This is a genomic window from Pseudomonas sp. CCC3.1 (assembly GCF_034347405.1).
Classification (GTDB): domain Bacteria; phylum Pseudomonadota; class Gammaproteobacteria; order Pseudomonadales; family Pseudomonadaceae; genus Aquipseudomonas.
This window is the reverse complement of sequence record NZ_CP133778.1, coordinates 1,554,269-1,574,253: the sequence shown is the minus strand read 5'-3', so window position 1 is coordinate 1,574,253 and position 19,985 is coordinate 1,554,269. Positions and strand designations below refer to the sequence as shown.

22 protein-coding genes are annotated in these 19,985 nt (G+C 59.0%); 8 read left to right on the top strand and 14 right to left on the bottom strand.

Going from position 1 to position 19,985, the window contains the following annotated elements; genetic code table 11:
• Nucleotides 1-2: 2 nt before the first annotated feature.
• Nucleotides 3-1,199: an efflux RND transporter periplasmic adaptor subunit gene (locus RHM56_RS07090; RefSeq protein ID WP_322239914.1), complete on the bottom strand. Its 1,197-nt coding sequence runs from the start codon at nucleotides 1,197-1,199 to the stop codon at nucleotides 3-5.
• A gap of 112 nt (nucleotides 1,200-1,311) precedes the next feature.
• Between RHM56_RS07090 and baeS the strand changes: the two genes are divergently transcribed.
• Together baeS and RHM56_RS07080 are read left to right on the top strand one after the other, a co-directional pair.
• Complete coding sequence (gene baeS, locus RHM56_RS07085) at nucleotides 1,312-2,730, top strand: sensor histidine kinase efflux regulator BaeS (RefSeq protein WP_322239912.1); 1,419 nt, start codon at nucleotides 1,312-1,314, stop codon at nucleotides 2,728-2,730.
• A gap of 3 nt (nucleotides 2,731-2,733) precedes the next feature.
• On the top strand, nucleotides 2,734-3,396 hold the full coding sequence (locus RHM56_RS07080; protein WP_322239909.1) for a response regulator: 663 nt from the start codon (nucleotides 2,734-2,736) through the stop codon (nucleotides 3,394-3,396).
• Here RHM56_RS07080 and RHM56_RS07075 read toward each other — a convergent pair.
• Nucleotides 3,378-4,001 (bottom strand): FMN-dependent NADH-azoreductase, encoded by a 624-nt coding sequence (locus RHM56_RS07075; RefSeq protein WP_322239907.1) that lies wholly within the window; start codon nucleotides 3,999-4,001, stop codon nucleotides 3,378-3,380. The two genes, RHM56_RS07080 and RHM56_RS07075, sit on opposite strands and share 19 nt — an antisense overlap.
• The gene (locus RHM56_RS07070; protein ID WP_322239905.1) at nucleotides 3,998-4,441 is read right to left on the bottom strand and encodes a GNAT family N-acetyltransferase; all 444 of its coding nucleotides are present in this window, start codon (nucleotides 4,439-4,441) and stop codon (nucleotides 3,998-4,000) included. Before RHM56_RS07070 ends, RHM56_RS07075 begins: the two co-directional genes overlap by 4 nt.
• Before the next feature lie 210 nt (nucleotides 4,442-4,651).
• Here RHM56_RS07070 and RHM56_RS07065 point away from each other — a divergent pair, with 210 nt between their 5' ends.
• Nucleotides 4,652-5,545, top strand: coding sequence for a hypothetical protein (locus RHM56_RS07065; RefSeq protein ID WP_322239903.1), 894 nt, complete (start codon nucleotides 4,652-4,654; stop codon nucleotides 5,543-5,545).
• A 71-nt stretch (nucleotides 5,546-5,616) separates the two neighbouring features.
• Here RHM56_RS07065 and fabF read toward each other — a convergent pair whose 3' ends face one another.
• The gene (gene fabF / locus RHM56_RS07060) at nucleotides 5,617-6,885 is read right to left on the bottom strand and encodes a beta-ketoacyl-ACP synthase II (RefSeq protein WP_322239901.1); all 1,269 of its coding nucleotides are present in this window, start codon (nucleotides 6,883-6,885) and stop codon (nucleotides 5,617-5,619) included.
• 112 nt (nucleotides 6,886-6,997) lie between these two features.
• Here fabF and RHM56_RS07055 point away from each other — a divergent pair, with 112 nt between their 5' ends.
• Nucleotides 6,998-7,501 carry a helix-turn-helix domain-containing protein gene (locus tag RHM56_RS07055; RefSeq protein WP_322239899.1) on the top strand — a complete coding sequence of 168 codons (504 nt, stop codon included), beginning with the start codon at nucleotides 6,998-7,000 and terminating at the stop codon, nucleotides 7,499-7,501.
• A 1-nt stretch (nucleotide 7,502) separates the two neighbouring features.
• On the opposite strand, the gene RHM56_RS07050 is transcribed toward RHM56_RS07055, so the two are convergent.
• Complete coding sequence (locus RHM56_RS07050) at nucleotides 7,503-8,027, bottom strand: hypothetical protein (RefSeq protein WP_322239897.1); 525 nt, start codon at nucleotides 8,025-8,027, stop codon at nucleotides 7,503-7,505.
• A 223-nt stretch (nucleotides 8,028-8,250) separates the two neighbouring features.
• Between RHM56_RS07050 and RHM56_RS07045 the strand changes: the two genes are divergently transcribed.
• Both RHM56_RS07045 and RHM56_RS07040 read left to right on the top strand, forming a co-directional pair.
• Nucleotides 8,251-8,724 carry a MarR family transcriptional regulator gene (locus tag RHM56_RS07045; protein WP_322239895.1) on the top strand — a complete coding sequence of 158 codons (474 nt, stop codon included), beginning with the start codon at nucleotides 8,251-8,253 and terminating at the stop codon, nucleotides 8,722-8,724.
• 258 nt (nucleotides 8,725-8,982) lie between these two features.
• A complete protein-coding gene (locus RHM56_RS07040) occupies nucleotides 8,983-9,402 on the top strand; it encodes an organic hydroperoxide resistance protein (RefSeq protein WP_322239893.1) in 420 nt (139 codons plus the stop codon).
• Between the two features lie 122 nt (nucleotides 9,403-9,524).
• Here RHM56_RS07040 and RHM56_RS07035 read toward each other — a convergent pair whose 3' ends face one another.
• The 7 genes from RHM56_RS07035 to RHM56_RS07005 all read right to left on the bottom strand — a co-directional run bounded on the left by RHM56_RS07035 (nucleotide 9,525) and on the right by RHM56_RS07005 (nucleotide 16,048).
• On the bottom strand, nucleotides 9,525-10,703 hold the full coding sequence (locus tag RHM56_RS07035) for a cystathionine gamma-synthase (RefSeq protein ID WP_322239891.1): 1,179 nt from the start codon (nucleotides 10,701-10,703) through the stop codon (nucleotides 9,525-9,527).
• Entirely contained in the window at nucleotides 10,700-12,076 is a 1,377-nt protein-coding gene (locus tag RHM56_RS07030) for a pyridoxal-phosphate dependent enzyme (RefSeq protein WP_322239889.1), read from the bottom strand. Before RHM56_RS07030 ends, RHM56_RS07035 begins: the two co-directional genes overlap by 4 nt.
• Before the next feature lie 225 nt (nucleotides 12,077-12,301).
• Nucleotides 12,302-13,501: a Na+/H+ antiporter NhaA gene (gene nhaA / locus RHM56_RS07025; protein WP_322239887.1), complete on the bottom strand. Its 1,200-nt coding sequence runs from the start codon at nucleotides 13,499-13,501 to the stop codon at nucleotides 12,302-12,304.
• Nucleotides 13,502-13,631: 130 nt separating this feature from the next.
• On the bottom strand, nucleotides 13,632-14,105 hold the full coding sequence (locus RHM56_RS07020) for a DoxX family protein (RefSeq protein ID WP_416194888.1): 474 nt from the start codon (nucleotides 14,103-14,105) through the stop codon (nucleotides 13,632-13,634).
• A 27-nt stretch (nucleotides 14,106-14,132) separates the two neighbouring features.
• Nucleotides 14,133-14,897: a DNA-binding domain-containing protein gene (locus tag RHM56_RS07015; protein WP_322239885.1), complete on the bottom strand. Its 765-nt coding sequence runs from the start codon at nucleotides 14,895-14,897 to the stop codon at nucleotides 14,133-14,135.
• Nucleotides 14,894-15,748, bottom strand: a complete 855-nt coding sequence (locus RHM56_RS07010) for a DUF692 domain-containing protein (RefSeq protein ID WP_322239883.1) — start codon at nucleotides 15,746-15,748, stop codon at nucleotides 14,894-14,896. Before RHM56_RS07010 ends, RHM56_RS07015 begins: the two co-directional genes overlap by 4 nt.
• A gap of 27 nt (nucleotides 15,749-15,775) precedes the next feature.
• Complete coding sequence (locus RHM56_RS07005; RefSeq protein ID WP_322239881.1) at nucleotides 15,776-16,048, bottom strand: DUF2282 domain-containing protein; 273 nt, start codon at nucleotides 16,046-16,048, stop codon at nucleotides 15,776-15,778.
• Nucleotides 16,049-16,297: 249 nt separating this feature from the next.
• Between RHM56_RS07005 and RHM56_RS07000 the strand changes: the two genes are divergently transcribed.
• Both RHM56_RS07000 and RHM56_RS06995 read left to right on the top strand, forming a co-directional pair.
• Nucleotides 16,298-16,870: a sigma-70 family RNA polymerase sigma factor gene (locus tag RHM56_RS07000; protein ID WP_322239879.1), complete on the top strand. Its 573-nt coding sequence runs from the start codon at nucleotides 16,298-16,300 to the stop codon at nucleotides 16,868-16,870.
• On the top strand, nucleotides 16,867-17,508 hold the full coding sequence (locus RHM56_RS06995; protein WP_322239877.1) for a DUF1109 domain-containing protein: 642 nt from the start codon (nucleotides 16,867-16,869) through the stop codon (nucleotides 17,506-17,508). Before RHM56_RS07000 ends, RHM56_RS06995 begins: the two co-directional genes overlap by 4 nt.
• Nucleotides 17,509-17,663: 155 nt before the next feature.
• Here RHM56_RS06995 and RHM56_RS06990 read toward each other — a convergent pair whose 3' ends face one another.
• Together RHM56_RS06990 and RHM56_RS06985 are read right to left on the bottom strand one after the other, a co-directional pair.
• Entirely contained in the window at nucleotides 17,664-18,890 is a 1,227-nt protein-coding gene (locus RHM56_RS06990) for an MFS transporter (RefSeq protein ID WP_322239875.1), read from the bottom strand.
• A 159-nt stretch (nucleotides 18,891-19,049) separates the two neighbouring features.
• Nucleotides 19,050-19,976 (bottom strand): AEC family transporter, encoded by a 927-nt coding sequence (locus RHM56_RS06985; protein WP_322239873.1) that lies wholly within the window; start codon nucleotides 19,974-19,976, stop codon nucleotides 19,050-19,052.
• Between the last annotated feature and the right edge of the window lie 9 nt (nucleotides 19,977-19,985).

Genomic DNA, 19,985 nt, shown 5'->3' with positions numbered 1-19,985 from the left:
GCTCAGTTCCCCTGCGCAATTGCAGTGGTGGATTGACGCGTCGGCAGAGCCCGGCTGTCACTGTTCTGCGCCAGCACCTCGGCACCGACCCGGACTTTCTGCCCGCCTTCGATAATCACCTGATCACCGGCGTTCAAACCCGCCGTCACCCACCACTGATTACCCACAGCGCGGTCGATGGTCAGCACACGCTGCTCAACCTTGCCGCCGACCACCACCAGCACCGAGGTCACGCCACTGGCACTGCGGGTCACGGCTTTTTGCGGGATCAGGATGGCTTTATCGTCAACGGCCAGGTCCAGCACAGCGCGTACATACATGCCCGGCAATAACAGGTGCTCGGGGTTCGCGAACACGGCGCGCAGGGTCACGGTGCCGGTGCCTTCGGTGACGGTGACACCGCTGAACTTGAGCGTGCCCGCATGGTTATACGTGCTGCCGTCGTCAAGTGTGAGCAGCACCGGCGCTTCACCTTCGCTGTTGCCCTGCAAGGCTCCGCTGGCCAAGTCGCGTTTGAGGCGCAGCAACTCCGTGGTGGATTGCGTGACATCGACGTAGATCGGGTCCAACTGCTGCACCGTGGTCAGCGCGGTGGTTTGCGCCGCGACCAGCAATGCGCCAGGCGTAACCGTCGAGGTTTCGATACGCCCGCTGAGTGGCGAACTGATGCGGGTGTAGCCCAGATTGATCCGCGCGGTGTCCACCCCGGCCTGCGCCACTTGCAAATCGGCTTGGGCAGTCAGCAGGCTGACCTGTGCGTCTTCGTTGTCTTGCTGACTGATGGCGTCGATTTTCACCAGCGCCGCGTCACGCGTCGCCGTCGACTGAGCCGATTTGAGTGTGGCGCGCGCCTTGGCCGCCGTCGCTTGCGCCTCGGCCAGTGCCGCCTTGTAGGGCGCGGCGTCGATTTGATACAGCGCCTGCCCGGCCTTGACCTCAGCCCCTTCAACAAATAGCCGCTGCTGAACAATGCCGCCGACTTGCGGGCGAATCTCGGCAACCATAAACGCTTGGGTACGCCCGGCCAATTCAGTGCTCAACGCTTGGGGCTGCGGCTGCACGGTCATGACCGTGACCTTTGGGGGCGCCGTCACGGGCGTGGCGTCTCCCGCCGAGCAGCCGCTCAACACGAAAAGAACCAGTAAGGAAAGGACAACCGCCGCGGTCACCACGGATTTAGCGAAAATTTTGGTCGACATGTCTGCCTCTGCAAGTGGAGTGGCTTGAGCCATGCGCCATCGTGCAAGGCAAATGTGCAGGAAAATTGAAGATTGCCCTTACGTCTTGAATCTTCGGCCTGCGAAGGCCTAAATGATCAGGCCATTCACTCACAAACCCGAGCCCATGAAGCTGAGCATCTCCACCAAGCTGTTTATCGCGATCCTTGCCAGTGTGCTGTTGGTCATCCTGAGCATGGGCCTGGCCACCAGCTGGAGTTTTGGCCGCGGCTTTCTGGGCTACCTCAACGAGCAGGCGCTGGAGCGCATGGGGCCGGTGTTGCCGCGCCTGGCCAGTGCGTACGAGCGCGAAGGCAGTTGGGAGTTCTTGCGCAACCATCCGGATCGGTGGTTCGAAGTGATGCGCCCCGAACCTGAAGATGAAGTGCGCACCCACGACCTTAAAAATCCGCTGCCGTCTGATCTCACCGGTGCGCTGTTTCGGATTGCCTTGCTCGACCAGAACAAAAAGCGCGTCACCGGCTACCCCTCCATCGGCGACGACGCGTTGCTGCGCCCCATCGAGGTCAACGGTAAAACTGTGGGCTGGCTGGCCGTCACCCCTTTTCAAAGCGTGACCGAAGCCGGAGGCGAGCGTTTTCAGCAGTATCAATTGCAGACCAGCCTGGCCGTTGGCGTGCTGTCGTTGCTGTTGGCGATGCTGATCGCTTGGTGGATCGCCCGCACCTTGCTCGACCCGGTCAAGCGTGTAGCCGCCGCCACTCACCGACTGGCCGCCGGGGAATACAGCAACCGCGTGGCCGTGTCGTCCAATGACGAAGTGGGCCAATTGGCCCGCGACTTCAACCAACTGGCCTTCACCCTGGAGCGCAACGAAAAAATGCGCCGCGAATTCATGGCCGATGTGTCCCACGAACTGCGCACCCCGTTGTCGATCCTGCGCGGCGAACTGGAAGCCATCGAAGACGGCGTGCGCAGCCTTGATCACACCTCAATGAAGTCGTTGCAAGGGGAAGTCGGGATGCTCAGCAAGTTGGTCGATGACCTGTATGAACTGTCGTTGGCGGATGTAGGCGCGCTGACCTACCGCAAGAGCGAATGCGTGCTCAATACCTTATTGGAAGAGTCGGTGGCGATGTATCAAGAGCGCTGCAACGCCGCGCAGTTGCGTGTTGAACTCAAGCTTCCCGCTCAGCCACTGATACTGGACGCGGACGCCAAACGCCTGCAACAGCTGTTCAGCAACCTGTTGGAAAACGCCGTGCGCTACACCGATGCGGGCGGGTTGCTGGTGATCAGTGCCGCACTCGACGGCGAGAACGTGTGTGTCAGCCTGATGGACTCCGGCCCAGGCGTTGACCCGCAGCAACTGCCGCGCCTGTTCGAGCGTTTTTATCGCGGCGAAGCCTCGCGTAACCGGGCCAGCGGCGGCGCGGGCCTGGGGCTGGCGATTTGTCACAGCATCGCCCTCGCCCACGGCGGCAGCCTGACCGCCGATCACTCTCCGCTGGGCGGCCTCTGGCTGTGCCTGCGCTTACCCCTCAAGGCGTGAAGCATGAGTATTCTGATTGTTGAAGACGAGCCCAAACTGGCCGCCTTGATGCGCGATTATCTGTCGCGCGAAGACTATGCGATCCATTGCCTGGATAACGGCCTTGAAGTGGTGCCATGGGTGCGTGCTCACGCGCCGCGGCTGATTCTTCTGGACCTGATGCTGCCGGGCCGCAACGGCCTGGAAATCTGCAAAGAGCTGCGAGGCTTCAGCGCAGTGCCGATCATCATCATCACTGCCAGGGTCGAAGAAGTTGATCGACTGCTAGGGCTTGATCTAGGGGCCGACGACTACATCTGCAAACCGTTCAGCCCGCGTGAAATGGTGGCCAGGGTCAAGGCTATCCTGCGCCGCAACCCACAGATGGCGGCGGTGGCCCAATCACGCATCCAGGTGGACGAAACCCAATACAGTGCCGCCTTCGATGGCGTGCCGCTGGACCTGACGCCGGTTGAGTGGCGCCTGCTTAACACCTTTGCCCGCGCGCCAGGCCGGGTGTTCTCACGCGACCAATTGCTCGACAAGCTGTACTCCGATCACCGGGTGGTCACCGACCGCACCGTCGACAGTCACATCCGCAACCTGCGGCGCAAACTCGCACAGGCGTGTCCAGGGCAAGATCCGATTCAATCGTTGTATGGCGTCGGCTACAAGCTAGAGCTTTGAAGCCGCGACATCTGATGACCCGCGAGACATTCGCGGGCCTCCAGCAGCGCCGCCTCGACGGCGTCTTCGCCAAAAGCCAAACCTTGCAAGTAGACGAAATGGACATCTAACAGCCCGAGGGTGTTGAGCACCGCGCGCAGGTAATCGGTTAAAAAATCGGGTTGGCGCGCCCGCTCCCCCTGATGGAAACCGCCCGACCCCACCAGTACATAGACCGGGCGATCAGCGAGCAGACCGATTTTGCCTTCTGGCCCCGAGCTGAAGGTGCGATGGATGCGCAATACGTAGTCAACCCACAGCTTCAGGGCCGCAGGCAGGGTGAAGTTGTGCATGGGCGTGGCAATCAGCAGGATGTCGCAGCCTTCCAGTTCGCGAATCAGCGTTTCAGACACGTCGAACACCGGCGCTTCAAATGGCGTAGGCGTGACTAAAGCAGCCCCGTATTCAATGCCCAATGGGGGCAAAGGGTGCTCGCCCAGGTCACGCTTGATCAGTTCCAGGTCTGGATACTGCGTGCGCAAAGCGGCCACATGCTCATGAGCCAACTGACTGGCATGGGAAAAACGGCCGTGGGGGCTTGCGTTGATCAACAGTGCAGTTTTCATGCGCGGTTCTCGTTAAGTGTCTGCGTGAAGTGCATGCCTCGGGCCAGTAACCCTTGCCGAAAATAGAAGCGCTGCGCCAACGCCATGTGTAATCCGGTATCCAGTACCAGGTTTTCACACTCAAGGCGCACGGCTTCTTCGCGAACAGCGCTGAGCAGCTTAGCCCCCAGGCCTGAACCCTGTCGCTGCGGGCTGACGACCAGATCATCGACGTACACAAAACGCCCGTAGATCAGGTTTTCTGTCGTGCGGTAGCCCGCCAGCCCGACCAGGGTGTGCCCGTGCCAGGCCGCCAGCAAGCGGTAACCCTGTTGGAACTGGCGCAAGAGCTGCGCCACATAGGCTTGGGGGTCGCAAAGGTGTGGGCGCAGAACCCGCATCAAGTCAAAACTGGCGTGTAAGGCCGTTTCGTCTTCGAGGTGTTGAAGCGTGTAGTCCATGTTCGTCAACCATAGAAGAAAAGATGGGCTCACTGTAGGGCCGCGATGGCTAATGACCTAGAGCCAAAAAACACATAAATGGCTAGGCCATGTCAGTTGAATGGTGACCGGAGATTCGTCGGCTTTCGCGACAAACGGATAGCCAGAATGAAAGCACTTTGAGATTATCCGCCCCCTTAGTTGAACGACTAAATCTAGGGAGGGAAAGACGTGACCATTGCGCTGTACCAGTTGGTAATTATTCTGACGTTAGTTTTAGCCCGTTACTTGGGACCGAAGTGGTTGCTCCTGCCCATCGGGCTTATCTGGACGGCTGTGACCGTTTTCAGCCTGTTCTGGCCTCCTCTCATCGCGCTCCAGTTGAGTGTCATCTGGGGCACGGTCTGGTTGCTGAAGCGGTCTGTATCAAAAGCCAGCGAGAACGAAGGCAGTGCCTCGCAGTCAGTGCCAAAAACCGCTCCAGCGCAAGCCAAGGCGAAAGCCAAAGCCCTGCCGCCGCCCATCCCGGGCCGGGAAGACATCAAGTACGGTGAGATTTTCTGGCGCCCGGATGAACCCGAGGAAGAGCCGGTCAAGGATCTGACGACCGATCTGGCGTACCGCGAACAAGAAGTCAGCACCGCCACAGGCCGGATGCTGGCGCTGCAACGCCAGGAACAAGAGCACATTGAGTCGATCCTGGAACGGGCCGAAAGACACCATCAAACAGCACTGAAACTGCTGGAAGATGAGGCGTTCAAACAGACCTACGAGGAAGCCTATGCGATGTATGACGCGCTGCTGCGCAGTGACAAGGCGTCTGCGCCCATTCCCTGCACAGACTTCAGCCGCCCTGCCGCACATGACATCGCACCTGTAGACGCCGCCATCCAGAACACCTTCGAAATGACCGCCAATGAGTATTCAGCCTTCCTGAAAACCACGGTGGTGCGCTTGCAACAGCGCAAAGGGCTGCGCGAGCTGTTTGAAAAAGAAATGCACCTCGCGGGGGGTTCAGAAGTCCTGGACCGTATCAAAAGCTTTGAGGCCGGAGACGAATGGCGCTACGCCGACCGTCGCAAAAAAAACCGCGGCACGCTGGCTGATCGGCAAGTCAAGATCTGACCCGGCGACCTGCTTGAACAACATCCTCACTCACCCACCAACGCGCGGATGAGTGAGGACTGAGCACACGATCAATCCCATCGTTTGAACAGCACGCTCGCATTGACCCCGCCAAATCCGAACCCGTTTGATATCGCGTATTCAATCGCCCGTTTTTCTGCCTGCCCGCGAATCAGGTTGAACCCGGCGGCGGCTTGATCCGGGGTCTCCAGGTTCAACGTTGCCGGGGCAATCTGGTCACGCAAGGCAAGGATGGTAAAGATGGCCTCAATGCCGCCTGCTGCGCCCAGCAAATGCCCGGTGGCCGATTTGGTGGCGCTGATCGCAACAGTCGAATCCGCACCAAACACCGTTGTGATCGCGGCCAATTCGCCCTTGTCGCCCACCGGGGTGGACGTTGCATGGGCGTTGATATGTTGGATCTGCGCGGCGCTGATCCCCGCCTGTTTGATCGCCTGCTCCATCGCTCTACGCGCACCCTGGCCATCTTCAGGGCCAGCAGTCATGTGGTAGGCGTCGGCGCTGGTGCCGTAACCCACCAGTTCGGCGATGGGTTTGGCGCCTCGGGCCAAGGCATGCTCCAGTTCTTCGATCACCAGTAAACCTGCGCCCTCGCCCATGACAAAGCCGTCACGGCCTTGATCGAATGGACGCGACGCCCGCTCAGGGGTTTCGTTGTAGCTGTGCGACAGCGCACGCGCAGCCGCAAAACCACCCAGACTCACCCGATGAATGCACGCCTCAGCTCCGCCGCAGACCGCCACGTCAATTTCGCCCGCACGAATCATTCGGGCCGCATCGCCAATGGCTTGTACCCCGGCGGCGCAGGCCGTGACCGGCGCCCCGAGCGGGCCTTTGAGCTGATGCAGTATCGACACATGCCCGGCCGCCATGTTGCTGAGGAACGAGGGAATAGTGAAGGGAGACAAGCGCCGTGGCCCCTTGCTGTCGGCAGTGCGCACGGCTTCGGCAATCGCTGGAAATCCGCCAACACCGGAGGCGATAATCGTCGCCGTTCGCTCTTGCTGCGAGGCGGTTTGCGGCGCCCAACCCGCCTGCTCCAGCGCCTCTTTAGCCGCTGCCAGGGCAAACAAAATGAAGCGGTCCATCTTACGTTGCTCTTTGGCGGGGATTAACGTGTCCGGCTCAAACCCCGCTTCGGGGTCTTGATTGCGATCAAGAACCTGACCACCAATACTGACCGCCAAATCACCGACCAGTGACTCTGGTAGCCTGCGGATCCCGGACTGCCCGGCCAACAAACGTTTCCAGGTCTGTTCTACACCACAGCCCAGCGGGGTTACGGCGCCCATGCCCGTCACAACAATGCGTTTATTCACGATGGCTTAACTCCATAAATTTTGCCTGGTAGCAGTACAGAGACGTAACTATCATTATGAAAGTAACACGGGTGAGCGAATCTTTTCGACACCACGGCACAGAGGAACCGCAATGCAACGCAAATCGCTGACAAACGCTGAGTGCCCGATTGCTCGAGGACTGGAAAAAGTCGGAGAGTGGTGGAGCATTTTGATCATGCGCGATGCGCTTCAAGGCTTGAGGCGTTTTGATGAGTTTTCCCAGAGCCTGGGAATCGCCCCGAACATGCTCACACGCAGGCTCAACACCTTGGTCGAAGAAGGGTTGTTGGAGCGTAGAGCCTATAGCGAACGTCCACCGCGCTATGAATACGTGCCTACGCCGGTGGGAGAGGATTTCAAAATCGTGATCATGGCGTTCATCACGTGGGGCAACCGCCATTACACGCCCGAGGGAGAAAGCCTGCAGATCGTCGATACGCAGACCCAACACCCGATTGAGGTGGTGACGATGGACGCTGTCGACGGGAGTGCTGTGGCACTTGAGCGTTGCCGCGTCAAGGCCGGGCCCGCTGCGAGCACCGGCATGCAAGAGCGCTTGGCGCAGCTTGCTGCCAAGCGGCCTGAGCACAGTTGAACTAGAGGGTTTTACATACGTTGGCGGCTACTGGATCGTTGGGGATGAACGAATCCACAGCACCCGGCTTGAGCACGACGTACCCACGGCGCCAAGGTTGATCGTCGATCAGGTTCCAGCGATGACCTGAGCCGGTGTTGTCTTCGGCGACCAGCACTTCGCCCGGATGCAGGGTGAATTTCTCTCCCGTGCGTGTCTCGAAGGCTAACGTACCGGACAGCGTCATGACGTACTGCGGCTCCGGGTCGTTATGCCAACCATAAGAGGCGTGCGCCGGGGTTTGCTTGAAGTGAATGGCGGTCACGTCGTTGCGCACGGTCTGGTCGATGGTCCCTTGCAGTACATGCGAGTCGTTGTCCGCGCCGGTGCACAGCTTGTAGGCCTTGATGGTTTGGGTGCCGGACGTGGCCGCGTGTGCGCCCCCCAACGTCACGAGCGTGATGGCGACAGCACCCGCCGTGCGCAGGCTGAGGCGGCGCAGCCGGTGAAATGCGGTGTGCTGCGCTGAAGGTTTTTTCTGATGCATGGAACCCGTTTTCCTCGTGCTGAAATAGCGTAATTGGTGTTGACTCGCGCCCATGGTCGGTGCCGGATCGGTTCGCGACAATTAACAAATATTTCATGGCTCTGAGGCGAATCGACGGGCCTTTTTCAGCACGTCATGACGCGATCCAGCTCCCGAAAACTACATTGTGCGCTAAAGGTATTGGCGCTAAATTGTTGGCTCTTCTGACTCAAAGGATCACTTAATGACTGTCGACGATCATTCCGCCACGGCCGGCGCTGGCAGTTGTGAGTACATGCTGCTGCAAAACCAGCTGTGTTTTGCTCTGCACTCCACCTCCCTGATGATGACCAAGGTGTACAAACCCCATCTTCAGGCGCTGAACCTGACCTACCCCCAGTACCTGGCGATGCTGGTGCTATGGGAAAAGGACGGCCTGACGGTCGGAGAAGTCAGCACTCGGCTGTTGACCGACCCGGGCTCACTGACACCGCTGCTAAAACGCCTGGAAGTCGAGGGCATGATCAGCCGAGTCCGCAGCCATGAAGACCAGCGTGTGGTCCATCTGCACTTGACCCAGCTGGGAAAAGACCTGCATCAACAGGCCAAACATATTCCGCAGTGCATTCTCGCGGCCAGCGGATTAAGCCTGGAGAAGCTGCAAGACATTCAGAAAAATCTGCTGCTGCTACGCCGCAATCTGCAAGACAGTATTTGATTAGACCTTTCCCACAGGGCCAGCCTTTGCGCTGCCCTGCCGACGGCCGGCTCAACAGCCCTAAGGCCGTTTAAAAAACTCGCTGCATAAAATCCAGTTAAATCAGCAAGATAGAAACATCTTGACTGTCTTCCAAAAAATTAACTTGCGCACAAACTATTTGAACGATAAATTCGCCTTCATCTTGTTAGCGCGCAAACAATTAGCGCTAAAGATAAATACCCCCACTCACGTCAACTATCGCCAGGAAAGACAACCATGAACGTTCTCTATACCGCAGTTGCAACCGCTACCGGTGGCCGTGATGGCCGCGCTGTTTCGAGTGACAAGATTCTCGACGTTAAACTGGCGACCCCAAAAGAGCTGGGTGGCGCCGGTGGTGAAGCCACCAACCCCGAGCAACTGTTCGCTGCCGGCTATTCAGCCTGCTTCATCGGCGCGTTGAAGTTTGTGGCCGGTCAGAATAAGCGCAGCCTCCCTGCTGACGTGTCGATCACGGCCCACGTGGGTATTGGCCAGATTCCTGGCGGGTTCGGCCTGGACATTGATCTGAACGTCAACTTGCCGGGCCTGGAGCAAGCCGATGCCCAAGCGCTGGTCGACGCAGCTCACCAGGTCTGCCCTTATTCCAACGCCACCCGCGGCAATGTTGACGTACGCCTGCACGTCACGGTCTAAACGCACAATCGGTTTTTAACAGCAACACCCCTTGTAGGAGCGAGCTTGCCTCGCGATCTTTTGGTCTTTAGAAGATCGCGAGCAAGCTCGCTCCTACAGGGGCCGCCAGAAGTTTCGGCGGCTTAAATCCGCGCCAATGCCTGCGCCAGATCTGCGCGCAAATCCTCAACCCCTTCTACGCCGACCGACAAACGCACCAGCCCGTCACCAATGCCCAATTGAGCCCGTGTTTCAGCGGGAATGCTGGCATGCGTCATGATTGCCGGATGCTCAATCAGGCTTTCTACCCCGCCCAGGCTTTCAGCCAACGCAAAGATCTGCACGCTTTCAAGGAAGCGTCGGGCACCTGCCAGGTCGGTGTTCAAGTCGATGGAGATCATCCCGCCGAAGCCGTGCATCTGCCGACGCGCCAGTTCGTGTTGCGGGTGTGAAGGCAAGCCTGGGTAGTAGACACGCGAGACTTGCGGCTGGCGTTCCAGCCACTGCGCCAGCTCCAGCGCATTGCTGCAGTGACGCTCCATACGCAGGGCCAGGGTTTTCACGCCGCGCAGGGTGAGGAACGCATCAAACGGCCCCGCAATCGCGCCGACCGAGTTTTGCAGGAACCCCAGACGCTCAGCCAGTTCGGGGTTTTGCCCAACAATGGCGATGCCGCCAATCACATCGGAGTGGCCGTTCAAATATTTAGTGGTCGAGTGCACCACCACATCAAAGCCAAGCTCAAGCGGGCGTTGAATCCACGGGCTGGCGAAGGTGTTGTCGGCCACACAGATGATGCCCCGCGCACGACAGATGCGCGCAACGGCCGCCAGATCGGTGAGGCTCAGCAGCGGGTTGCTTGGCGTCTCAACCCACACCATCCGCGTGTTGTCTTGCAGCGAGGCTTCGAAGGCGGCGAGATCTGTCAGGTCGACGAAGCTGAAGCGATGCCCGGCGCTGCGCTGGCGTACTTTGTCGAACAGGCGAAAGGTGCCGCCGTACAAGTCATTGCCCGAGACGATGTGCGAACCCGCGTCGAGCAGTTCAAGCACGGTAGAGATGGCCGCCAGCCCGGACGCGAAAGCGAATGCAGCGCTGCCGCCTTCAAGGTCGGCAACACAACGCTCCAGTGCAAAGCGCGTCGGGTTGTGCGAGCGCCCGTAGTCAAAGCCCTTGTGCACGCCGGGGCTGTCTTGCAGATACGTGGAGTTGGCATAAATCGGCGGCATCAGCGCCCCGGTGGTTGGATCCGGCACCTGCCCTGCGTGGATCACTCGGGTGGCAAAAGCGTGGGGCGCGCCCGTTTCATCGTGCTGACTCATGCAAGGGATCTCCGTAAATGATTGAGCAGGTCGACGCGGGTAATCAGGCCGTGAAAGCCTGAAGCGTCAGCAATGATTGCGACCAGACCACGGTCGAGTTCGGCTTGTAGCTCAGCCAAACTGGCGCTCGGTGGCAAGGTGTGCAGCGTATGGGTCATAGCGCTGGCGACGGTCAGTTTAAAGTGCGAAGCGTCTTCATGCATACCCAGCAGAATGTCGGATTCATCAATGACTCCAATCAGCTGTTTGCCATCCACCAACACCGGCAATTGCGACACATCGGCCAGGCGCATGCGCTGGAAAGCCGTGAGCAGCGTGTCGTCCGGCCCGACGCTGATCACTCGACCGTCTTCAAAGCGCCGAGCAATCAGGTCACGCAAATCGCCGTAATGCTTGTACGGCAACAGGCCCTGATCCTTCATCCATTGGTCGTTGTAAACCTTCGATAAGTAGCGGGTGCCGGTGTCACAGACAAAACTGACAACGCGCTTGGGCTCGGTTTGCTCGCGACAGTAACGCAGTGCGGCAGCGAGCAAGGTGCCCGTCGAAGAGCCGCCCAAAATACCTTCGGCACGCAGCAATTGCCGGGCGTGATCAAAACTTTCTTCATCACTGATCGAATACGCATGGCGCACGCTGGACAGGTCGCAAATCGAGGGGATGAAGTCTTCACCAATGCCCTCAACCGCCCATGAACCGGCTTGGCCAATGATGCCGCTGCGGCTGTATTCAGCCATCACAGAACCCTGCGGATCGGCCAGCACCATTTCCAGGTCCGGCTGCACGCGCTTAAAGAAACGGGTCAAGCCGGTCAACGTACCGGCAGAACCGACACCGACGACAATCGCATCCAGATCGTGCTGGGTTTGCGCCCAGATTTCCGGCGCGGTGCTGCATTCGTGAGCCAGCGGGTTCGCCGGATTATTGAATTGATCGGCGAAGAAGGCATCGGGAATGTGCGCAGCCAAGCGGGCGGCCATGTCCTGGTAATACTCAGGGTGGCCCTTGCCCACATCGGAACGGGTGATATGCACTTCGGCGCCCATCGCTTTGAGGTGCAACACCTTCTCGGTGGACATTTTGTCCGGCACCACCAACACCACCCGATAACCCTTGGCGCGACCGACCAGCGCCAGCCCCAGCCCCGTATTGCCGGCGGTGGCCTCAACGATGGTGCCGCCGGGGCGCAAACGCCCGTCGCGCTCGGCGGCATCGATCATTGCCAACCCCACTCGGTCCTTGATCGAGCCCCCGGGGTTTTGCGATTCAAGCTTGAGAAAAAGCGTACAAGGCCCGGTATCAAAGCGGCTAACGCGTACCAGCGGCGTATTGCCGATCAATTCCAGAACAGCAGGTTGAGCGTTGCTTGGCATGTGGTCACTTCCCGTGTTTTAACACTGGATGGACAGCGGCTGGCGGCGAAGTCCTGTAGTGCCAAACGCCGGTAAGTCTCCTACGACCATAGGCCGGGATACCCCCGGCCGCAACCTTGGATCAAGGCGTGCCAGCGATGTAGGCGATGGGGCTTTTTTGCTCGCGATCTTTTAAAGATCAAAAGATCGCGAGCAAGCTCGCTCCTACAAAGGGCTATGCGCGGTTTACCTAACGCGCTTGGCCCTCAGAAGAACAGCAACCCCCAGGACAGCGGAAAGCACAGAGCCCATCAACACGCCGACTTTTACTTCATCGACCAAGTGCGCGCTGTCCGGGAATGCCAGCGCCCCGATGAAAAGACTCATCGTGAAACCAATGCCACATAAGAGCGAGACGCCATAGAGTTGAAACCAGCCGCACTCCTCCGGCAGTTTCGCGAGCCCTGCGCGAATAGCCAGCGCGGCCAGACCAAACACGCCGATTTGTTTACCGAGCAGCAGCCCCAGCGTCACGCCAAGCGGCACCGGGTCGACCAGGTTATCGGGTGAAATACCCGCGAGGGATACCCCGGCATTGGCAAAGCCAAAGATGGGGACAACGGCGAACGCGACCCACGGGTGCAGTTTTTCTTCCAGATAAAGCAGCGGCGACTTTCTTTCATGGTTCGCGTCACCCAGCGGAATACACAGGGCAAGAATGACGCCCGCCAAGGTCGCATGAATACCGGACTGGAGCATGAAGAACCACAGCAGACCGCCTGCGATCAGGTAGGGAAAGAGCCGTGTTACGCCGCACCGGTTGAGTATCACCAGAAGGGCAATCACGGCCAGCGATGCCAGAAGCATGCTGACGGACAAGCCACTGGTGTAGAACAACGCAATGATAAGCACCGCACCCAGGTCATCAAGAATCGCCAGGGCAGACAGAAATATTTTCAAGGAGAGGGGGACACGCTTGCCGAGCAGCGCGAGTACGCCCAGAGCAAAGGCAATGTCGGTCGCGGCAGGAATGGCCCAGCCGCCCATGGTTTCACTGTTGCCCCAGTTGACGGCGATATAGATCAGCGCCGGTACCAGCATGCCACCCAGGGCGGCGAAACCAGGCAACGCGCGCTGGCTCCAGCTCGACAACTGACCGACCAGCATTTCGCGCTTGATCTCAAGGCCGACCAGCATGAAAAAGATGGCCATCAGGCCATCGTTGATCCAGTGCTCAATCGATAGGCCCGCCACTTTGATGTGTAAGGTGGCGAAGTAACTCTCAGCCAAAGGCGAGTTGGCGACGATAAGTGCTGCCAAAGCAGCCGCCATCAGTATCAAGCCGCCGGCTGATTCAGCGGCGAAAAAGCGGGCAAGAAAAGCAGTAGCGGAAGGTGACGCGCGATAGTCGCGGGTATTTTGCTGACGTGAAGGATCGAGGCTCACAGGCACGGTGACTCCGCGCGGCGGCCCGACCTGCGCTGAATTAAACCTGCCCTCCCGCGTTTGCGGTGACACCCTGCGCGGCATTCTACACGAGCCACCGTGCGACGGGTGACTCAAAGGTGGTGGCGAGTCAGCGGATCCCGAGCCGTCTATCCAGTGAAAGTTTTCCCGCCCCTCGCGCAAGGATCAACAACAGCAAACCTGCCCAGGACAAATGGGTCGGCCAGGCGTCCGGGTAAACAAACACCTCGATAACAAAGGTCATGCCCAGAAGCGCCAAGGCTGATGCGCGGGTAAACAGCCCCACGACCAGCAGCACAGGAAACACATGCTCACTGTAGGCCGCAAGGTGAGCCGCCAGTTCCGGGGAGATCAAGGGCAATGCATATTCGGTACGAAACAGCTCGTATGTGCTCGGCGTGATCGTCAGAAAGCCACTGACTTTGGTTTGCCCGGACATAAAGAAAATGGCTGCGATTGAGAGTCGGGCCACCAGCACCAGGAATGAGTCCCCAATAAGCTCGCCCAATCGGCCAGCCATGCGGTTCCAGGTTCCAAGCAGAGATTTGTCAGCAGTGGATAACGGCATTGGACGTGTGTTCATGGTGTGCTCCGTGGGTGGTAGGGCCATTCAAGAAGGTCGACCGGGGTTTGAAGCAGTGAACGCGCCAGCACTCACTAAGCGGATGAGGCAGTTTTCCAAGTTCAGCGTCGGCTCGATTGCAACGGCCTTGTCTAACGCCTGATCGAGGGGCAACTGCGCCGCGCACGCGTCCAGAAAGGCACAATCGGCAGCACTGGCCGCCTGCCAGCGCACTCGCCCGTCCTGTCGCGTCAGCAGTGCGCCTTCGCCCTGCCAGTCAAGGTCTTCAGGAAGTGGCAACAACTCACGATTAAGATGCCAGAGGGTGTAGGCCGGACAGTTGGGCAACCAGATCCAGCGAGCGCTGGCCCTGGGGATAAGCCTGAGACTGGCAAGCTCGGTCGCACAAAGCTGTGCCAGCAGGCTCATCTCGATTTCAGGTTCTTCAGCCGCGCAGTGCACGTGAGTCCAGAGCAGATCCAGTCGCGCGATGTCGCCCAAATAGGGCATGTCTTGCGCGTGTTCGAAAGCATCCAGAAAATCGGGAAAGTCGGCCCCATAGTGAAGCAACCGGGCATCCGAAGGCGGCGACAGCCGAGCGTGGATCGCGGCAGCGCTGCGAAGCCACTCGGTGCCGACCAGACGCTCCAGGGTCGGAAAGTTGGCGACCAGTGCATCGGTTGCGCCCTTGAGCACCGTGTTGCGATAAACCGCGAAACCGGGCTGGCGGGTCAGGGTCCGCATGTCCGCTGATTCGCCACCGTAGAGGGCATCGACGAATGCATCCTGAAACCCTTCCAGAGAAAGCCTCATATAGCCTCCCGCAACAGCTGCCGGTGCCCACGATCCAACACGGCCTGAGCCCTGTCGCGCTCGCAGAGCAGAGTCTCGAAACTGGGGATGTGGTCGTCGCGTTCGATCAATGTCGGGCGCCAGCCGACCCGCGCAATCAAGCGCTCATACAACGACCAGACATCGTCAGCGACCGGTGCGTCGTGGGTATCGATCAGCAGCGTTGAACCGCCAGGATCCGGGGCATGGCCCGCCAGGTGAATTTCCATGATTGCCGCAGCCGGAAAGGCATCCAGATACGTTGCCGCCTCGAAGCCCAGGTTATGGGCGCTGATATGTACGTTGTTGACGTCCAGCAGCAAACCGCACCCTGCCCTCGCACTGAGCTCGGTCAGAAAATCGAGTTCGCTGTAATCATGGCCATCAAGGTGCAAATAGTGGGTGGGGTTTTCAATCGCAATGCGACGCCCTAGCGCCTCTTGTGTGCGTTGAATATTGCCGGTAATACGCCGCAATGCTTCGCCTGTGCGAGGAAATGGCAGCAAGTCGGGATGGTACTGGTCGCGCCATGTCGACCAGGCCAGGTGTTCGGAAATCAGCGCTGGCTGAAGGCGATCAGCGAGTGCTTTCAAACGTTTCAAGTGCTCTGCATCTGGCGCGCAGTCGGCCGCCAGTGAGAGTGATACGCCATGCAGCGACAGTGCATGGCGGCTGGCAATTGCCTCCAGCCATGCCAAACGGGGGCCACCGCCAACCATGTAGTTTTCCGGATGAACTTCGAACCAGAGCCCTTGGGCTGTGCAGTCCAGAGCGTCCTGATAGTGATTCGATTTAAGGCCCAGGCCGGCCCCGATCGGGAATGGAGTCTTCATGATTGGCGTGTCCCCGTGTGGTTAAGATTACAGAGGTGCCAGGGAGCCCATGCCTTTAGGGGTCTTGATGCTGGTGCACGTACCTGCTGGAACGTTTTTCCAGGCGTTAGGCTGGTAGTCCATTTTGGACGTGCCTGCGCACGTGGTACCTGCGCCTGCTTTGCAATCGTTGTGACCGGCCAAGGAGACGCCGTAGCATTTCTCCATCGCGCCTGCAGCGGCTGGGGTTTCAGCGGCCATTGCACCGGCTGCAAAAGAAGACAAGGCAACAGCGATGGCAGCCAATTTGAGCGTGTTCATGGTGATTCTCCAGGGTCAATGAGCGGTCGTTGCATCAGTGCAGGCGTGCACTGTGCTTGCGATCCGAAAGGTAGTTCGCTGGCTTTTGCGATCCGGTTACAGGCATCGCAAAATATTTTTTAAAAACTGCACAATAAACCCGCAGGTTGCCAAATACCCTTGAACGAACCCATGATCCATCGCCCGTCATTAGCGCTAGAGTCATGCAGGTACAAACTATTTTTTCTATTCGTGTAACCAGAGCGAACGATGCAACGAACTACAGATAGCGACGCTTTGCGCAGGCGAGAGATCCATCTTCAGAACCTGTTCCTCGCCGGTTTAAAAGGTGACGAGCCGTCCTATCGTGCATTTCTGTCGGAGTTGAGCGGTCATCTGCGCGGTTTCTTGCGCGCCAAACTCCATCGCCAACCCGGTGAAGCCGAGGATTTGCTGCAAGAGGTTTTGCTGGCGATCCACAACGGGCGCCTGACGTACCGCACGGATCAGCCACTGACTGCCTGGGTGTTTGCCATTGCGCGCTACAAACTCACGGACTATTGGCGAGGCAGGTCGCGGCATGAGGTGTTAAACGACTCACTGGACGACGTCGCTGAACTGTTTGCGCAGCCCTGTCTGGAACCCGCACAAGCCCATCGCGACCTAGGCAAATTGCTGGAGCAACTACCCGAGCGCCAACGCCTGCCCATCGTCCATGTGAAGCTTGAAGGCTTGTCCGTCACTGAAACCGCGCAGATAACGGGACTGTCCGAATCAGCGGTAAAGATCGGCGTCCATCGCGGACTTAAAGCGTTGGCGCAAAGAATTAGAGGTAAACGATGAAAACCGATGATTTTATTTCCATGCTTGCGTCAGGGGCCAGCCCGGTCGAGCGGCATGCGCTCGCCAAGCGTTTCTGTATCGCGGTGCTGATCGGTCTTGCGACTTCGACCGTGTTGGCAATGGTCATTTTTGGCATTCGTCCAGACCTTTCTGCGGTGGCAGCGACGCCCATTTTCTGGGCCAAAATCGCCTTCCCGCTGTGTCTGATGGTGGGCGCTCTGTGTGTGGCGACGCGCTTGGCCAGACCTGGGGTGACGGCTGGCGGCGGAGCGTTGCTGATCTTTGCCTCCGTCGCCGCTATCTGGGCGGGGGCCATTTACGTCTTGATGGGCGCTGTGCCGGATGCACGCGTCGCGGTCATTCTCGGCAAGACCTGGCGTGTGTGTGCCCTGAACATCACCTTGCTCTCGATTCCGGGGTTTATATCTGTTTTCTGGGCGCTACGCGGCTTGGCCCCCACTCGCCTGAGGCTGGCCGGGGCTTGCGGCGGGTTGCTGGCCGGTGCCATGGCAACCCTTGCTTATTGCGTGCATTGCCCTGAAATGGACGTTCCGTTTTGGGGCGTCTGGTACTTGTTGGGCATGTTAGTGCCCACCGTTATAGGGGCGCTGCTCGGACCGCGCTGGCTGCGCTGGTAGCCAGGACGGGGTTAAAACACATAACCCCTGTGGGAGCGGGCTTGCCCGCGAGTGTGTCGGCGCGCCCGTATCGCTGGCAAGCCAGACTCCCACAGGTTTCTGGCTGCATTTGAAACAGCATTCGCTTAACTGACAGGCTTTTTACATCGCTCGGGTCAAGCGGGCTCAGCCGCCAGGTTATTAGTGACCTTACGCCCCAGCACAAGCACCGTCATAAAACCGCACCCCACCAGAACCGTTGCCAGACTCAGCAACGCCGAGCTGCCCATCCGGTCGACGATCTGCCCGCCGAAGAACGAGCCCAGAGCAATGATCACCTGGAACAAGGCAACGAACAGCGGCATACCGCGCTCGACATCTTTGGGCGCGACGACAAACATCCAAATACTGGCGCAGGCCGGGAAGGCGCCGAAGGCGAAACCCCACAGGGCGATCAACATCACTGCGCCGGTCATGCTGGTGGCGTAGTAGGGAAACAACGCCGTGCTGGTGCCGATCATCAGTGCGACCAGCAACAGGGTGTAACGAACACTGCGGTTGGCGGCAAAGCCGGCAAAAATATTGCCCATGACTCCGGCTACGCCATAGAGCAGCAGCAAGGAGCCAATCGTCGGCCCGTCAAAACCGGAACTGTTTTTGAAGAAAGGGGCGACATAGGTGTACGCGGCAAAGTGCGCCAGGCCAATCAGCAAGACAGCGATCAACCCGACGCGCGATTGCGGGTTGATAAACAAGGCTGGCAGGTCACTGATGCGAATGGCTTTTTGTGGGGTGAGGCGCGGGAGCAAGAAGATCTGCGCCAGCAGCACCGGCACGCCTACCAGCGCGGTGACCAGAAAGGTCATGCGCCAGCCCATCAAGCCACTGAGCCACGTGCCCACGGGCACGCCCAGCACGGTGGCCAAGGTCACACCGACCATGATGATCGAGGTGGCCTGGGCAACACCTACCCCTTTGGGGGCCAGGCGACCGCTGAGGGCGATGGCCGTCGCCCAGAAACCACCGATGCTGATGCCCAGCAATACGCGGCCGAACAGCAGCAAGTCAAAGTCGCTGGCGTAGGACACGACCAGGTTGGCGATGATCATTATCAGCGTCAGGCCGATCAGCAGATAGCGGCGGTCCATGGTGCCAATGCCGACAGACAGCACAGGCGCAGCGAGAGCGGCCATGATGCCGGGCAGTGTCACCATGAGCCCGGCGTGGCCGGCACTGATGCAGAGGTCGCTGGCGATGTCGTTGAGTACGCCCACCGGGAGAAACTCACTGGTCACCAGGGCGAAGGCCCCCACGGCCACCGAGAGAATCGCCAGCCACTGCTGTTTGACACTCTGTTGATTATGTTCGGGCAGGCCGCTAGGGGCCTGGCTGGCGCTTGGCATTGTGTAGGATTCCAGAGTGGGTGCTGCCTGAAAACAGGCGAAAGGCGAGAAGAAATCAGAGGCGATTATAGGAGGCAGTTTTAGCGATTAAACAGGCGAGCCTTTCGATAGTCATCATCAGCACAATCAATGAAACGCCCTGAGCAGAGCGTCTGAACATCAAATCCAAGGAATCAGGACAAGCGCAGCAATGGGCAATGTCACGGCTGCAAGCAAGGTCTGGCTGGCAACTATCCCCGCCATCAGGGGTGCATCGCCGCCCAATTGCCGCGCCATGATGTAAGACGACGAAGCGGTCGGCAGTGCCTGAAAAAGAACGGCGGCGATGGCGGCTTTGCCGTCCAGTCCAAACACATGGCAAGCACTCAGCGTTACCAGTGGCATGATCAAAAATTTGACCAGCGATGAGCACGCTACCGGTCGAATCCAGCTACGCACGGCACCCGGTTCAAGGGCAGCCCCTACGCAGAGCAGCCCCAGCGGGAGCGACGCCTGCCCCAGCGCCTTGATCACCGGCTCAATCACCACGGGGAGCCCAAGTCCAAGGACCTGAAGCACTATCCCGCCGAAACAGGCAAGCACCAGCGGATTAAGTGCCAACTGCCTGGCAATTTTGCCCAGCGACATTCTTGCGCCTGCGCCGTATCGCGCGAACACCAGTACACACAAAATATTGACTGTCGGCACGATAGCCGCGTTGGCCACGGCCGCCAGTGCGATGCCTTGGGCGCCGAACAGGCCTGCCACTATCGAGACGCCTACGTAATTGTTAAAGCGCACGCCACCCTGAAACACAGACGTGAACGCAGCATCGTTGCCCTTGAGCATCGGACGGCTCGCGACCAGCAACACGGCGACCGAAACCGTCGACACTACGAGCACTAGAATCATCCCCTGGACGGGTACACCGTCCAGCTTGGCAGTCGCCAGCCCATGCAAAAACAGTGCGGGCAGAAGAACGTAATAGCCTAAACGCTCTGCCTGAGCCCAAAACGTGTCTGCCAGAAAGCGACTGCGATTAAGCCAGGTGCCGATGGCGATGAGCAAAGCGATAGGCGCCAGCGCAAGCAACAGTGCACCGGTCATAAAAATGCC

What these genes read in the sequence shown, in the direction of transcription:
- RHM56_RS07035 (WP_322239891.1), bottom strand. Translation starts at nt 10,703, where the DNA reads ATGAGTCAGCACGATGAAACGGGCGCGCCCCACGCTTTTGCCACCCGA.
- RHM56_RS07030 (WP_322239889.1), bottom strand. Translation starts at nt 12,076, where the DNA reads ATGCCAAGCAACGCTCAACCTGCTGTTCTGGAATTGATCGGCAATACG.
- RHM56_RS07020 (WP_416194888.1), bottom strand. Translation starts at nt 14,105, where the DNA reads ATGAACACACGTCCAATGCCGTTATCCACTGCTGACAAATCTCTGCTT.
- RHM56_RS06990 (WP_322239875.1), bottom strand. Translation starts at nt 18,890, where the DNA reads ATGCCAAGCGCCAGCCAGGCCCCTAGCGGCCTGCCCGAACATAATCAA.
- RHM56_RS06995 (WP_322239877.1), top strand. Translation starts at nt 16,867, where the DNA reads ATGAAAACCGATGATTTTATTTCCATGCTTGCGTCAGGGGCCAGCCCG.
- RHM56_RS07080 (WP_322239909.1), top strand. Translation starts at nt 2,734, where the DNA reads ATGAGTATTCTGATTGTTGAAGACGAGCCCAAACTGGCCGCCTTGATG.
- RHM56_RS07000 (WP_322239879.1), top strand. Translation starts at nt 16,298, where the DNA reads ATGCAACGAACTACAGATAGCGACGCTTTGCGCAGGCGAGAGATCCAT.
- RHM56_RS07090 (WP_322239914.1), bottom strand. Translation starts at nt 1,199, where the DNA reads ATGTCGACCAAAATTTTCGCTAAATCCGTGGTGACCGCGGCGGTTGTC.
- baeS (WP_322239912.1), top strand. Translation starts at nt 1,312, where the DNA reads ATGATCAGGCCATTCACTCACAAACCCGAGCCCATGAAGCTGAGCATC.
- RHM56_RS07040 (WP_322239893.1), top strand. Translation starts at nt 8,983, where the DNA reads ATGAACGTTCTCTATACCGCAGTTGCAACCGCTACCGGTGGCCGTGAT.
- RHM56_RS07055 (WP_322239899.1), top strand. Translation starts at nt 6,998, where the DNA reads ATGCAACGCAAATCGCTGACAAACGCTGAGTGCCCGATTGCTCGAGGA.
- RHM56_RS07015 (WP_322239885.1), bottom strand. Translation starts at nt 14,897, where the DNA reads ATGAGGCTTTCTCTGGAAGGGTTTCAGGATGCATTCGTCGATGCCCTC.
- RHM56_RS07050 (WP_322239897.1), bottom strand. Translation starts at nt 8,027, where the DNA reads ATGCATCAGAAAAAACCTTCAGCGCAGCACACCGCATTTCACCGGCTG.
- RHM56_RS07010 (WP_322239883.1), bottom strand. Translation starts at nt 15,748, where the DNA reads ATGAAGACTCCATTCCCGATCGGGGCCGGCCTGGGCCTTAAATCGAAT.
- RHM56_RS07005 (WP_322239881.1), bottom strand. Translation starts at nt 16,048, where the DNA reads ATGAACACGCTCAAATTGGCTGCCATCGCTGTTGCCTTGTCTTCTTTT.
- RHM56_RS06985 (WP_322239873.1), bottom strand. Translation starts at nt 19,976, where the DNA reads ATGACCGGTGCACTGTTGCTTGCGCTGGCGCCTATCGCTTTGCTCATC.
- RHM56_RS07045 (WP_322239895.1), top strand. Translation starts at nt 8,251, where the DNA reads ATGACTGTCGACGATCATTCCGCCACGGCCGGCGCTGGCAGTTGTGAG.
- RHM56_RS07075 (WP_322239907.1), bottom strand. Translation starts at nt 4,001, where the DNA reads ATGAAAACTGCACTGTTGATCAACGCAAGCCCCCACGGCCGTTTTTCC.
- RHM56_RS07070 (WP_322239905.1), bottom strand. Translation starts at nt 4,441, where the DNA reads ATGGACTACACGCTTCAACACCTCGAAGACGAAACGGCCTTACACGCC.